Source organism: Chryseobacterium sp. JM1, assembly GCF_000737715.1.
Classification (GTDB): Bacteria; Bacteroidota; Bacteroidia; order Flavobacteriales; family Weeksellaceae; genus Chryseobacterium.
This window is the reverse complement of record NZ_JPRN01000011.1, coordinates 215,013-228,642: the sequence shown is the minus strand read 5'-3', so window position 1 is coordinate 228,642 and position 13,630 is coordinate 215,013. Positions and strand designations below refer to the sequence as shown.

General features: G+C 38.3%; 13 protein-coding genes. 9 read left to right on the top strand and 4 right to left on the bottom strand.

What is annotated here, in order from left to right:
• Positions 1–371 precede the first annotated feature (371 nt).
• The gene (locus IW22_RS17895; protein WP_034729105.1) at positions 372–878 is read right to left on the bottom strand and encodes a hypothetical protein; all 507 of its coding nucleotides are present in this window, start codon (positions 876–878) and stop codon (positions 372–374) included.
• 143 nt (positions 879–1,021) lie between these two features.
• On the opposite strand from IW22_RS17895, the gene pruA reads away from it, so the two are divergent.
• The 6 genes from pruA to IW22_RS17865 all read left to right on the top strand — a co-directional run bounded on the left by pruA (position 1,022) and on the right by IW22_RS17865 (position 5,252).
• A complete protein-coding gene (pruA, locus tag IW22_RS17890) occupies positions 1,022–2,647 on the top strand; it encodes an L-glutamate gamma-semialdehyde dehydrogenase (RefSeq protein WP_034729102.1) in 1,626 nt (541 codons plus the stop codon).
• 262 nt (positions 2,648–2,909) lie between these two features.
• Positions 2,910–3,143 (top strand): thioredoxin, encoded by a 234-nt coding sequence (locus IW22_RS17885; protein ID WP_034729099.1) that lies wholly within the window; start codon positions 2,910–2,912, stop codon positions 3,141–3,143.
• A gap of 105 nt (positions 3,144–3,248) precedes the next feature.
• On the top strand, positions 3,249–3,512 hold the full coding sequence (locus tag IW22_RS17880; RefSeq protein WP_034729096.1) for a DUF2024 family protein: 264 nt from the start codon (positions 3,249–3,251) through the stop codon (positions 3,510–3,512).
• A gap of 124 nt (positions 3,513–3,636) precedes the next feature.
• Positions 3,637–4,242: a MarR family winged helix-turn-helix transcriptional regulator gene (locus tag IW22_RS17875; protein ID WP_034729093.1), complete on the top strand. Its 606-nt coding sequence runs from the start codon at positions 3,637–3,639 to the stop codon at positions 4,240–4,242.
• 283 nt (positions 4,243–4,525) lie between these two features.
• Positions 4,526–4,744 (top strand): hypothetical protein, encoded by a 219-nt coding sequence (locus IW22_RS17870; RefSeq protein ID WP_034729090.1) that lies wholly within the window; start codon positions 4,526–4,528, stop codon positions 4,742–4,744.
• A gap of 298 nt (positions 4,745–5,042) precedes the next feature.
• Positions 5,043–5,252 (top strand): hypothetical protein, encoded by a 210-nt coding sequence (locus IW22_RS17865; RefSeq protein ID WP_034729087.1) that lies wholly within the window; start codon positions 5,043–5,045, stop codon positions 5,250–5,252.
• A gap of 108 nt (positions 5,253–5,360) precedes the next feature.
• Here IW22_RS17865 and IW22_RS17860 read toward each other — a convergent pair whose 3' ends face one another.
• Together IW22_RS17860 and IW22_RS23760 are read right to left on the bottom strand one after the other, a co-directional pair.
• The gene (locus IW22_RS17860) at positions 5,361–6,254 is read right to left on the bottom strand and encodes a hypothetical protein (protein ID WP_034729084.1); all 894 of its coding nucleotides are present in this window, start codon (positions 6,252–6,254) and stop codon (positions 5,361–5,363) included.
• 278 nt (positions 6,255–6,532) lie between these two features.
• Complete coding sequence (locus IW22_RS23760; protein ID WP_165571902.1) at positions 6,533–8,128, bottom strand: helix-turn-helix domain-containing protein; 1,596 nt, start codon at positions 8,126–8,128, stop codon at positions 6,533–6,535.
• A 319-nt stretch (positions 8,129–8,447) separates the two neighbouring features.
• Here IW22_RS23760 and IW22_RS17850 point away from each other — a divergent pair, with 319 nt between their 5' ends.
• Entirely contained in the window at positions 8,448–9,608 is a 1,161-nt protein-coding gene (locus IW22_RS17850) for a thioredoxin family protein (protein WP_034729082.1), read from the top strand.
• Positions 9,609–9,713: 105 nt separating this feature from the next.
• On the opposite strand, the gene IW22_RS17845 is transcribed toward IW22_RS17850, so the two are convergent.
• Positions 9,714–10,736: a 3-oxoacyl-ACP synthase III family protein gene (locus IW22_RS17845; RefSeq protein ID WP_034729079.1), complete on the bottom strand. Its 1,023-nt coding sequence runs from the start codon at positions 10,734–10,736 to the stop codon at positions 9,714–9,716.
• 73 nt (positions 10,737–10,809) lie between these two features.
• On the opposite strand from IW22_RS17845, the gene IW22_RS17840 reads away from it, so the two are divergent.
• A complete protein-coding gene (locus IW22_RS17840; RefSeq protein ID WP_034729076.1) occupies positions 10,810–11,709 on the top strand; it encodes a CorA family divalent cation transporter in 900 nt (299 codons plus the stop codon).
• A gap of 314 nt (positions 11,710–12,023) precedes the next feature.
• Positions 12,024–13,610: a patatin-like phospholipase family protein gene (locus IW22_RS17835; protein WP_034729073.1), complete on the top strand. Its 1,587-nt coding sequence runs from the start codon at positions 12,024–12,026 to the stop codon at positions 13,608–13,610.
• Positions 13,611–13,630: the final 20 nt, after the last annotated feature.

Sequence of the window (13,630 nt, the reverse complement as noted above, 5' to 3'; positions counted from 1 at the left end):
TCTTAGAGAATATTATTTAAGAAAGGTAGCTGAGGGAAAAAATAAAATGCTGGTACTGAATAATGTGAGAAATAAAATTATCCATAGGGCTTTTGCCGTTATCAATAAACAAAAGCCCTATGAAAAAAATTATATAAATAATTTGGTAACGTCATAGAAATCAGCTACCATTTGGAATGCCCATTATTTGTTGGGATATTCAATTAGGAAAGTAGTATCCTGGAGGCTCCCGGAGCCACCATGGCTATGTATGAAATCTGATTGTCTTTACTTCTTTATTATTTATTCTCAAATTCACCATTCATCTTCTTGATCCCAATTGCAAATATGATGTCTTGAATCTAATAAATGATCATGGGAATAGAGGTTGCCTAAAAACCGCGAACTGTAGGCGGTGGAATTTCTTCAATTGCTTTCATTTTCATCACCTTTCCTTGTTGTTCAAACGAAATATCGAGATTGTTCAATAAAAAAAAGGAGAATTTATGGACACATTTCTGATAAGGTGTACTAATTCTGAAGGAACGGTGCCCCATTTGAGTGGTCATTGGCTCTTCTGTTTTTCTGATGATCTCGAAGGTTCCTTTAATTAAGCTTTTACAATGCTTCTGATTAATATTAATCCTGAAATTTGTATCATCAACAAAGTATAAAACATCCGGTTTGGCTGCATCTTTATCAAATGAAAGCTGTGTCTGGTCATAATTTTTAAGATCAAAATACCATTTAGATCCTTTCAATTCATCATTTAAAAGTTCTTCTTTACTGAATGAATATTCAGCCAGTTTTTCCGGAGGAAGCAGTGGTGGAGTTTTCTTTTTATGCTGGGCAAGTACAGCCTGAGAAAAACACAAAAAGATGAATATTGTTTTTTTCATATCTAAAATTTTTAACAACCAATCTAATATACCAATTTATGTTAAATAATAAGATGAAGTATTTACAGGAATTGTTCCTTTCAAAATGAAAACGTAAATTTGTATACCAACATATTGATAATTTTAAAATAATACAACATAATATGTCAAAAGCAATTTCGCAAGTACCATTTGCAGTAAACGAGCCGGTAAATTCTTATGTACCGGGATCTCCAGAAGTTAAAAGCCTTATCGCCACTTACAAAAAAATGTGGGCTGAGAAGATAGAAATTCCAATGTTCATCAATGGAAAAGAAGTAAAAACGGACGAGAAAGTTCAGCTTCAGTCTCCTCAGGATCATGCTCACGATTTCGGGTTTTACTATAAAGGTACCATGCAGCATGTAGATGACGCCATCAACGCGGCATTGGCAGCTAAAAAAGAATGGAATGAGCTGGGCTGGGAACACCGTGCAGCTATTTTCTTAAAGGCGGCTGATCTTTTAGCAGGACCTTACAGAGACGTGATCAACGCGGCAACGATGATCGGACAGTCTAAAAACGTACACCAGGCTGAAATTGATGCTGCGTGTGAGTTTATCGATTTCTTAAGATTCAACGTTGAATTCATGACGGAGATGTATTCTGAGCAGCCGGTTTCCGACAGCGGAATCTGGAACCGTGTAGAGTACAGACCATTGGAAGGTTTCTGTTTTGCAGTAACGCCTTTCAACTTTACAGCGATTTCCGGGAACTTACCTACGTGTATGGCTATGCTTGGAAACGTAGTGGTTTGGAAGCCTTCTGACAAGCAGGTTTATTCTGCAAAAGTGATCATGGATGTATTAATCGAAGCGGGTCTTCCTGCAGGGGTCATCAACATGGTTTTCACAGACGGAAAAGAAACAGCTGAGAAAGTATTGGCACATCCGGATTTTGCAGGTCTTCACTTCACAGGATCTACGAAAGTATTCCAGGGAATGTGGAAAATGATCGGTGACAATATCCATAACTACAGAACATATCCAAGAATCGTTGGAGAAACAGGTGGAAAAGATTTCGTAATCGCTCACCCTTCTTCTAACGTGGAAGCTGTAGCTACTGCTTTGGTAAGAGGTTCTTTTGAATATCAGGGACAGAAATGTTCTGCAGCTTCAAGAGCTTATGTGCCTAAATCTCTTTGGGCTGATGTGAAAAAAGTAATGGAAACTCAGATCAACTCAATTAAAGTGGGTTCTCCTGAAGATCCGTCGAACTTCGTTAACGCAGTTATTGACAAAAATTCTTTCGAAAAATGTAAAGGATACATCGACAGAGCAACTGCTTCCGGTGAAGCTGAAATAGCAATCGGTGGAAAAGTTGACGATTCTAAAGGATGGTTTGTACACCCAACTGTAATCGAAACTACAAATCCTCATTACGAAAGTATGGTAGAAGAGATCTTCGGACCTATCCTATCTGTTTATGTATATGAAGATCAGGACTGGAAAGAAACATTGAAACTGGTAGATTCTACGTCTCCTTATTCACTGACAGGTTCTGTATTCGCACAAGACCGTTATGCGATCAACGAAGCTTTCAAAGCTTTGGAAAACGCTTCAGGAAACTTCTATATCAATGACAAGCCAACAGGTGCCGTTGTAGGACAGCAGCCTTTCGGTGGTGGTAGAGCTTCAGGTACCAATGACAAAGCAGGTTCTAAAATGAACTTACTGAGATGGACGTCTGTAAGAAGTATCAAAGAAACTTTCGTTTCTCCAAAAGACTACAAATACCCATACCTGGGATAAGAGCTGTTGCTGATGAGTAATCAGTAATGAGCAATGAGTAATATGGGCCCTGGAATTTCTTCCGGGGCTTTTTCATGGGTAATGAGCAATAAGTAATCAGTAATACCATCGGAGTGGTAAATTTACCAGACACCTGCAACCCACTATCTGCCACCTCTCAACCCCTCCAGTATTTTTATATCCTCATAGTCCAGCTATTTAAGTTAGTAATCCTAACTACATTTGTCATGGCAATAATGCCTTCATTAAATACCATTGAATTATGAGTAAATCAGTTTTTTATCATGCAGGATGTCCTGTATGCATTAGCGCGGAACATGACATTGTTAACCTTATCGGATCCGAGAACGTAGAGATCATTCATCTTGGAGATCATCCGGAAAGTATTGAGAAAGCAGAAAAGGCAGGTGTAAAATCTGTACCGGCTTTGGTGACTCCTCAGGGGAATGTACTTCACATCAATTTTGGAGCTTCCATAGAAGACGTGAAACAGTAAGAAGGCTGAAAACACTGAAAAAACAGGCAGGAATGGCCCATTCCTAACATTTTACGATGATATGTGCCGTTCCTGCTTTATAATTAACCTTAAAAAGAATATACAATGAAAATTGCCGTTTGGGATACTTATGTTACTAAAAAAGACGGAACCGTGATGCATTTTGATATTCTGGTTCCGGATCACATCAACGATACAAAAACTATTTTTGAACACGGGCAAAACTATCTGGCCCAAAAAGGACAGCAGGGACAGGCTCTTACAGCCAAAGAATGCAACTTATGTCATATGGAAGAAGTCACTCCGGATATAAAAAAAGTAATAGATCAAAAAGGATATTATATCATTGAAATGGAGGGATGTAACTGATTTCAAAAACACAACTATTCAAATATACTTTCAGTGAAGATTATTTTGCTGAAAGTTTTTGTTAAATTTCAACATTCTAAATAATTAACCTATAAAGGCTTAAACACTCACAGAATACCATACAATGTTCCATTCACCCTTTAACCTGAATCAGCAAAACCACGAGATCGACAGCAAGATTGTTGTGGCTTTAGAGCGTCTTTCAGAGGCCTTCCGGGTATTACTCTGGAATGAGAGTAAGCTGAATGCGCTCAGCCCCATACAAATACAAATCCTGATTTTCTTACTCTTTCAGCCAACTGAAAAATGCAGAATAAGCTATCTGGCTAAAGAATTCAACATGAGTAAGCCGACAATCAGTGACAGTGTAAAATCTCTTTTACAGAAAGGCCTGATTGATAAAAAAAGTGATCTACTGGATTCCAGAAGTTATACGCTAAGCTTAACCGACAGCGGCAGGATTACGGCCTTAAAGTCAGCTGATTTCACAAGATCCATTGAGAACCCGGTTAGTTCTCTTAATCTTCAACAAAAAGAAATAATGCTGGATGGATTACTGAAAATCATTCAGGGATTAAATACAACCGGAATCCTCACCGTACAAAGAATGTGTTTTACCTGCAGCCATTACAGAATCAGTGATGAGGGTCATTATTGCAAATTACTTCAGATGTCGCTGGCTTATAAGGAGATCAGGATCAACTGTGCTGAGCACGCTGCCATCATTTAATGTCAGGAAGATGGATGAGGGAAGTTATGGAGGCCCAAAGCATGACTATTCCAAGCCTCATTAATATTTTTCCTAAACAACTTGATCAAATTTTTGGAAAACCATTAAAATTAATGTCCAATAGTACCTCCATCTTCCCTCCTCCCTCTTCCAAACCAAAAATCTCACTTCCTCCCCCATTCTCTAACACCTTTTAACAAACTTTATCTATGTTTTAATAGTTTACCCTCCTACTTAGGAATGGTTATTGAACTTTAAATCACAACACTAAAAATAAAATATTATGAAAAAGTTATTGTTAGCAGCCTTTGGTTTAGGAATAGTCGCTGTGAGCTGCGGAACCAAGGAATCTACCATGTCGACGAAGAATTCGGATTCGGCGGCCGTGAATACACAGACCATACAACCGGCAGCAACGGATACGGCATCTGCCAAAAAGATGAATCCTGACCCGGCTACCACTAAAGTAGATTCAACGGCAACAGTAGTTCCAGCTAAATAGATACCAACAGATGTTTAATCTAAATATGGAAAATCCGCAGATGAAAGCTCTGCGGTTTTTTTTTGTTTTATAATTTCATAGGAACCGGTTCTACGGAATATCCTAAACCTTTAAACTTCTCTATCAGCCCGCAGGTATAGGAAAAATGTCCTAACCGGACAGCGTTATCCTCTCAAAACAGCGGAGATACTCTATTTATGACATCAAAATAAAAGTTTCTCAGAATATATAGTAGACTCTTACAAAGCTCTTAATATTTTTCTATATTTGATGGTATTAAACATCAAAATCAACTATTATGAAAAAATTATGGATAGGAGCTATTCTAGGCGTTATGTTTTTAGGAAGCTGTGCCCAGAACAAGGAAAAGAGAGAAGAGTTCAAAGACGAGCACAATAAAGATTCTCTGAGAAATAAAATGGGAGATTCCGCTGTTGCCAATTCTGAACCGGCTCCGGTTTCTCATGATTCTGCCAAAGCAAAAACCGACAGTCTGAAGACTAAATAAAATAACAAATCCGCAGCTACGCTGCGGATTTGCACTTAAAAAAACTTGACTGAAAAAAACCGGGCAATCAACCCCGATTGTATTATAAAATCTTATATCGTCCCCGGATTATTCACCCAGATAGATAAAGGTATTTACTACCAGATAAGCAGATCTGTTATCCATAGATGCCCCCATACCTCCTGTAGGAACCGTTGCAATCCCCGACAGTGCATGAATATGAGCACCGGAAGTGGCTGTACTGCTCATCAGCCCGACTCCGCCCCAGGAGGAAATATCATTGTTCCCCTGATAATGGCCGGAACCATTATTTCCTACATCTGTACCTCCAAGCAGGAAACCTCCTTCTCCTGATCCGTGTGTATGTGCGCCCGCACTTTCTGCAGTTCCGCTTACCACCCCTGTCAGATTGATATCCGGAAGATTCGAGCGGGTAATCGTCATCGTATTATTCCCACCATGGCTTCCCAATAGCTCGGCACCATTTCTTGTTTTTAGAACCCTGTCTGCTGCGTCCGGAAGACTCGTGGTAAAGCCTAAGCCTGCCGCTGAATTCTGTGCCGGTAATGGAAGAGAGGAAACTGACCTTCCGTTAAGCAGATACCATCCGTTGTGATCTGACGGCTGCACAGAGTTTTTAATATCTCCTGCAGACTGGGGATGCAGTTTCTTAGGATCCCCCTGCAGCATTCTCTGCCACATTTTTCCGTCATAATAATAGAGTCCGGTGGCTGTAATATTCACCGTTTTGCTGCTGGGTACCCTTACTGCTGCCGAAGCATAAATAATGGTTCCTGCATGCCTCTCTGTGTACTGGAGATCAGCTGCCTTGATCTCATCTCCTGAAAGCCTTGGGGGCAATACCCCTTCAGCTGTGGATCCGTCACTTCTTTTCGCGACGATGTCCAGACTCGCAATCGGCACAGCTGTATTGATTCCTATCTGCCCAAAAGCAGCATTAGAGAATACAGATGCCAACACGACCGTTAAAGTTGTCTTCATCCGTTTAATTTACTAGTTAAAAGTTTTCATGGTTTTTTTGTATAAAATAGTTGGCAGATATTTTATACCGTCTAGTAATTTTCAGTTTTAGTATTTAGATGACTGAGCGCAGTTCTGCTTTAATGGGAATAAACAGATTAAAAAATGAGTGACAAATGCAGTAGATTCATTCCCATAAAGCTGGCGCAAAGATATAGATGCGAAGGTCTTAGATAAAACAATAGGTTATCTGTTTTCGCGAAAATGAAAAGACACAATTCCTAAAAACAATCTGATTCTTAAGTGTTTTCCCGAAAATGAACATTTTTATCTGACTGATTTTCAGCATCCAGATATTTTATATAAGACGATGGAGAAAAATCGGTCACAGCCTTGAAGACAGACGCAAATTTACTGTGTGAAGAAAAGCCGCATTCGTCTGCAAGGATGCTGATTTTATACTGTCTGTACTTTTCATCATTGATCAGTTTATCCACAATATAGTTAATCCTCAGGCGATTGACATAGGTTTTCACATCCGCATTTTTATGCTGATTGATCACATAGGAAAGATACTTTGTATTGGTATTAAGTTCAGCAGCCAGGAATGACAGTGACATATTCTTGTTGTTATACAGGTCTCCTTTTTCAAATTCCTCAAGAAGTTCCAGCAGTTTTGCCTCTGTTTCGGAAGTCATCAAAGATTCATTTCTTCTTTTGTCGGATCCTCCTGCCCGATCATCCACTTCTTCCACAGAAATATTGGAAAAGTCGGAATTTTCCGTTTTTAATGGCATAGATTCTCTGCGGGAGCTAATCATTTGAAGCTGAGTTCTTATAATATTCCGGAATTTTGAGCGCTGTTTTCTCTGTTTTGTTTTAAAAAAGATAACGATTCCAACCAGGGTAATAAGCAGTACTATGATGGCTGCATTTTTCACAACACTGATCTGTGCGCTTTTTTTACTGGGCTTTACCGAAGTTTCCGGGCCACCAAGTGAAACTTCACGGCCCCGGGCGGTAAGACTGTCGTAAGCTCTTACATACTTTACAGCGTATAGAGAAGCTTTAAAATTGTCCCCTGTTCCTTCATAATAATCATTGATATTGGAATAAACTGCTTTTTTAAGCTTAAGACTTTTGGAACTGTCTGCTATATTTTCAGCTTTTTTAAGGTAAGTTTCGGCATCTTTCCAGTTTTTCTGTTTCAGACGAATACCTCCGATTCCGTTATAGACCAGTCCGAGAATACAACACTTATTTTTAAGCATAGACTCTGCTTTCCGGTAATAGCTTTCGGAAACGGCATAATCTTTAAGTTTAAAATAAACATCTCCAAGAATCTGGTAGGAAGCTGCTACAGCCCTTTCATTATCCTGCGGGTTATCTTTTCCAAAAGAATCTAATGAATACTGAATATATTTCACCGCATCAGAATAACTACCACGCTCCATTTCGTAATAAGCCATTTCCTGGTTCAGAAGTCCGAGTATTTCCCCTCTTTTTTGAGAATCGGTGATACCTTTGGCAGCTTCTATACCTTCCAGGGTATACTTTTTTGATCTTTCATGAAGGCCAACCAGACGATATTCTTTAGCCAGAAATTCATTCACACGGGCAAACCATTCAACCTCATTAATCTGACTTAAAAGAGAATGGGCATTTTCACCGTAGCATATAGATTTTTTGAATTCTCCGGCGGAGTGATATAATTCGGCAGAAAGAAGAAGGCTTTTCACCTTATCCAAAGGTTTCTGCGCAGTCATGTACAACGAATCCGCTGTTTTCAGAGCTCCGGGAATATCTTTTTGTGTTGTCTGGATAGACGTTCTTTCACAGATTTGGTCGAAGCCGTATTTTTTCTGAGCCCAGATGGGGACAGCAGTTATGAACAAAAACAAAAGTTTTAGCAGACTTTTAGGCATAAAAAAATAAATTATTATTTGGATTTTATAATAATTCATCATTTTCATGGGTGTCTTTTTGTTTTTTACAAAGCTACTAATATTTTATATTTTATTAAAATATTCTTTAATTATTTAATTTTTTTAACTAAAAACAAGAATATTATTTAATTTAATAACACATCACTAACAATTTTCACATTAAATAGAATTATTATATATTAAAAATAAAATTTCCCGTAACTATTTTCATTTTACAGCTACTTATATAATCGCATAATTATTACATTTGTAATCAATAAAAAGTTTTATGAAAAAATTAGCAATATTTTCTTCTTTATTTATAGCTGCAGTAGCATTTGCACAGGGAATTAAATTTGAAGACAGTAATTTCGCTGCTATTCTGGCGAAGGCAAAAAAAGAAAACAAACTGGTATTTGTGGATGCTTATGCATCTTGGTGTGGACCATGTAAACTGATGGTGAAAAATATTTTCCCACTTCAGACCGTTGGAGATTTTTACAACTCCCATTTTGTGAACGCCAAAATTGACATGGAAAAAGGAGAAGGAATAGGTCTTGCCAAAAAATATAATGTAAAAGCATTTCCTACTTACCTTTTCATCAATGGTGACGGAGAGGAAGTCCACAGAACGCTAGGGTATGTAGAGGAAAAAGATTTCATCCAGTTTGCTAAAGATGCGGAAGATCCGAATAAAAGACTGACTGCATTAAAGCAAAAATTTGAAAACGGAGAAAAAGATCCTGAATTTCTAAAAAACCTTGCCGGACTGACCATCTATAATGATTCTGAACTGGCAGGAAGAGTATTGGACCGTTATTTCCAACAGAAAACAACCCTTGATCAGGAAGATGTACAAATGCTTCTTTCAGGAGTGCAGAGTACGGAAAGTCCTTTGTATAAAATATTCCAGAATAAAAAAGCGGAAATCATCAAAATCTTCCCTGAAGAGAAATACGCGAAATTTGACAAAAATATAAAGTTGAATACAGCGGTTAAAAAATCATATAACGCAGAAACAAAAACCTGGAATGACAGCTATTTCTTAACGGAAACTCAAAAATTCATGACCAAAGAGGAGTCTGAAAAGTTTCTGAAAAAAGTGAAAGCCAGCAGAGCTCTGAAGGATAAAGACATTCCTACTTATGAGAAATTAACGATAGAGCTATACAAAGATTATTCTGCAGCAAGTTCTGAAGAATTAAACTCTTTAGCATGGAATTTCTTTGAAAACGTAAGTAGCAAAGCTTCTCTGGAAAAAGCGGTTGCATGGGCTCAGGAATCTGTAAAGAAAAATGAAAACTATGCCAATACGGATACTTTAGCGAATCTTTACAACAAAATCGGAGATAAGAAAAATGCAAAAATGTGGGCTGAAAAGTCTGTTCAGCTGGCAAAAAGCACAGGAGAGGATTCTACAGACACTGAAAAGTTACTGAAAAGCCTTTAAATAATAAAGTATAAAAAAAGAAATCCGCAGAGCAAAGCTCTGCGGATTTTTTATGTTTAAACCATCTATCAAATGTATTGATAGCAGTCTCATTATTTTGTCTGATTAATATTGGAATAAAACACTTCCCCATGTAAATCCACTTCCGAATGCTGAAAGCAATACCAGATCTCCTCTTTTGATTTTTCCTTCTTCAATAGCTTCACTTAAAGCGATAGGAATAGAGGCAGCCGTTGTATTTCCGTATTTCTGAATATTATTGTGGATCTTCTCATCCGGAAGTCCGAATTTCTGCTGTACAAACTGAGCAATTCTAAGATTGGCCTGGTGAGGAATGAACATATCCAGATCTTCAATAGTTTTTCCTGCTTTATCCAATGCTTCCTGCATCGTCTCAGGGAATCTTGTTACGGCATGTTTGAACACAAAATTTCCGTTCATGATCGGATATACTTCCTTATCAGTAACATTTTCAGGCTCTTTTCTCATTCTGTCGCTCCATCCGAATTTAGAACCGGGGAACTGGGTACACAATTCATCGGCATATTTCCCTTCAGAATGCATATTCACCGCTAAAATATCTCCTGCATTGGCATCTTCCGTCGCTGAAAGCACAATCGCTCCTGCTCCATCTCCGAAGATCACGGAAACGCCTCTTCCTTCATCAGAAAAATCAAGTCCGAAAGAATGGATTTCTGCCCCTACTACCAGAATATTTTTATACGTTCCGGATTTGATGAAAGCATTGGCTACACTTACCGCATATACAAACCCTGAACATTGGTTTCTGATATCCAAAGCACCAATGGTATCGCATCCCAGCATATCCTGAAGTAAAACGCCACAACCCGGGAAATAATAATCCGGAGAAAGCGTCGCAAAAACAATATAATCTATATCCTGAGCGGTAAGTCCTGCTTTTTCAAGAGCTTTTTCAGAAGCTTTGAATCCTAAATAGGCAGTCGTTTCCTGAGAGTCGTTTCTGTTTTGTCTGTGTCTTCTTTCTTTGATGCCCGTTCTTTCCGTAATCCATTCATCATTGGTGGTCATCAGTTTTGCTAAATCATCATTCGTAACAACATTGTCCGGAACATAAAATCCAATCCCTTTTATTGTACTTTTAATCATATAGTTTTTTTAATTTTGGCAAAGATAAAATTATTTAACACATAGTTTTTCAAAATATTAGTATTTTTATTATATGCCAATCGACACGATATACAGAGATTCCCAATGTGAATGGGTAGATGTAGAGGCTCCCACTGCGGAAGACCTGAAATTTCTTCACGAAAGATATGAGATCAATAATCTTCTGCTGGAAGATACGATGGATCCGAACCACCTTCCCAAATACGAAGAAGATGGCAGTGTAAAATTCTTCCTCCTTCGCGAAAGCACCGAGCTGGAAAGAAAAAACCTCAACACGATAAGCGATATCAGTACGAAGATCGCCATCTTTCTGCTGGAAAATACCATCATCACCATCCACAGGATGAAAACTAAAAGCATTCTGGAAACGAAGAAACAGATTTCTGCCATCCAGACAGAAGTTCCTCCTTCAAAGATCGCTTTAATGATTGCCCTTCTGATTATGAAGAGCTTTGATGATGAGTCCATCAGCCTTCTGGAAACGATGGATAATATCGAAAACGAAATTTTCCTCAAAAACACCAACCATACCAACCAAATCAGAAGACTGTATAAACTGAAAAGAAAATCCGGGCTGAACTCACGGGTACTAACCATTTCAACCGATGCAGTAGATAAATTCAAACTCTTAAATCTTCAGGATTCAGAGATCGTCGATTTAAAAGATAAGCACAAAGATGTTGTGGCGGATTTTGATCATTTAAATATTCAGATCACCAACCTTATTTCGATGTTCCTTGCGCTTTCTGATCAGAAGGCGAATCAGGTGATGAAAGTTCTGGCCATCTATTCAGTGTATTTTTTACCGATCACGTTTATTGCCGGCCTTTACGGGATGAATTTCGAGAATATGCCTGAGCTGCATCATAAATACGGATACTTTATCACGGTTGGGGTTATGGCTTTGGTTGTGATCTGCACCTTTATTTATGCGAGGCGAAAACAATGGTAAAATAAAGGGTGAAAACACTTGAATTACAATAAGGATTTGTTGCTAACTTTAGCTAATATTTGACAGATAAACTTTTGAGCTTTTTGTTGGTTTTCGCAAAGACGCAAAGTTTTTATAATCGCTAAACTGTTTTAAGACGCAAAGATTTTATCTTCGATAAAATTGAATACTGTTAATTTTTAGTATTACAATTTTAGCTAAAAATCTTTGATTTTCTTGCGCCTTAACAACATAAACATTTTTAAACTCCTTGCGCCTTTGCGAAAACCAACAAAGACAAAGACCAAGTACAAATACCAAACACCCAATCACCCATGAAAACTGAAATCTTAAACCAAATTCTTGAAGAAAATGTACTTTCCAGGGAATCTAAGGATAAACTCGCTGCCCTGCATGAGCATATTTCGTTAAAGGAGTTTTCCGATCTGCTGGATGCGCAGGGAAGCCAGTATGTAGAGTTTGTTCAGGAAGGAGGAGGTGTCTGGGGAAGTGCTTTGGTGGGTTACCTTTATGGTTTAGAGATTTTCGGTGTTCGGTTTTTAAAAGTGGCTGGGACCAGTGCCGGTGCGATCAATACCATGCTTATTGCTGCCTGTAAGACCAAAGAGGAAGCTAAAAGTGAAGTGATCAAGGATATTCTCTTCAGCTGGAATTTTGCAGACTTTATGGATGGAAAGACTTATGTAAAAACTACCATTCATGCGATTCTGAACAATAAAGATTTCTTTAAGATCAATGCGATTATTTTAGCGGTCATTATGGTGATCCTCGTGATCATTCCTTTTGCCTCCAGACCGGAAACCACACTGAATGCGAAACTCCTTTTTCTTATTCCTTTAATTCCGGTGATTATCGCCTTTTTCTGTATTAAAAAATTCTACAATGATTTCCGGAAACAGAACAGCGGATTCAATCCCGGGAATACTTTTTCACAAACTATGCAAAGTGTTCTGGACAGTTTTGGAATTAAAACGGTGGCTGAACTTAATGAGAAATTTATTCAGAAAGAACAGGGCCTTAATCTTAATTACCGTTACGGAAATACACAGGAATATTACACCATCGCTTTAAAAAGTATTGAAGCCATTAAGAATAAAAACCTGGAGCATATCGACCAGACGCGTTACAGGATATTTTATGAAAGTGCCGTGAATAATGATTACTATAAAAACAATCCGTTTTACCAGCTCCGCTCGGAATATGTCGTTATCACAACGGATATCAATGCAAAGATCAAAGTAGAGCTTCCTACGATGGCCAATTTATACTGGTCTGAAGAAGAATTAAAGCACGTAAGTCCAGCCGAATTTGTAAGAGCTTCCATGTCTGTCCCATTCTTTTTTGAACCTTTCCAAAAACGGATCGATAAGGATGACAGCTCAGTGAAATACGCCTGGAAATTCTGGATGAACACAAAACCCGAGGATATCTACCCTGCCGGACTTTTCATTGACGGCGGAAGTATTTCCAACTTCCCGATCGATATTTTTCATGCCAGCGATGTCTTTTATCCGAGAATGCCACTTTTCGGGGTACAGCTTACGAGCGATTCGGATATTCTGTCTGAGAAGGGGAAAACGAGTGAAGAAATCCTCAAAACACCTTTTTCTTACGCAGGAAATATCATCAGCACACTAAAAGGATTTAATGACAAATCGTTTTTAACCAAACACAGTTTTTACCGTCTTTACAGCATTCAGACCGTTAATTGCGGAACGAGCAGCTGGCTGAATTTCTTTATGAAAAGAGAGGAAAAAGAGGATCTTTTCAACAGAGGTTTCCAGGCAGCCCTGGATTTCCTGAATCAGTTCGACTGGGAAAAATACAAATATGAAAGAATGATGCTTTCGATGAAGGAGAAAAAGATCCTGAAGGAAGAGGATACACCGACGGTGGGATAAGGAATTTTGAGTATTTTAGA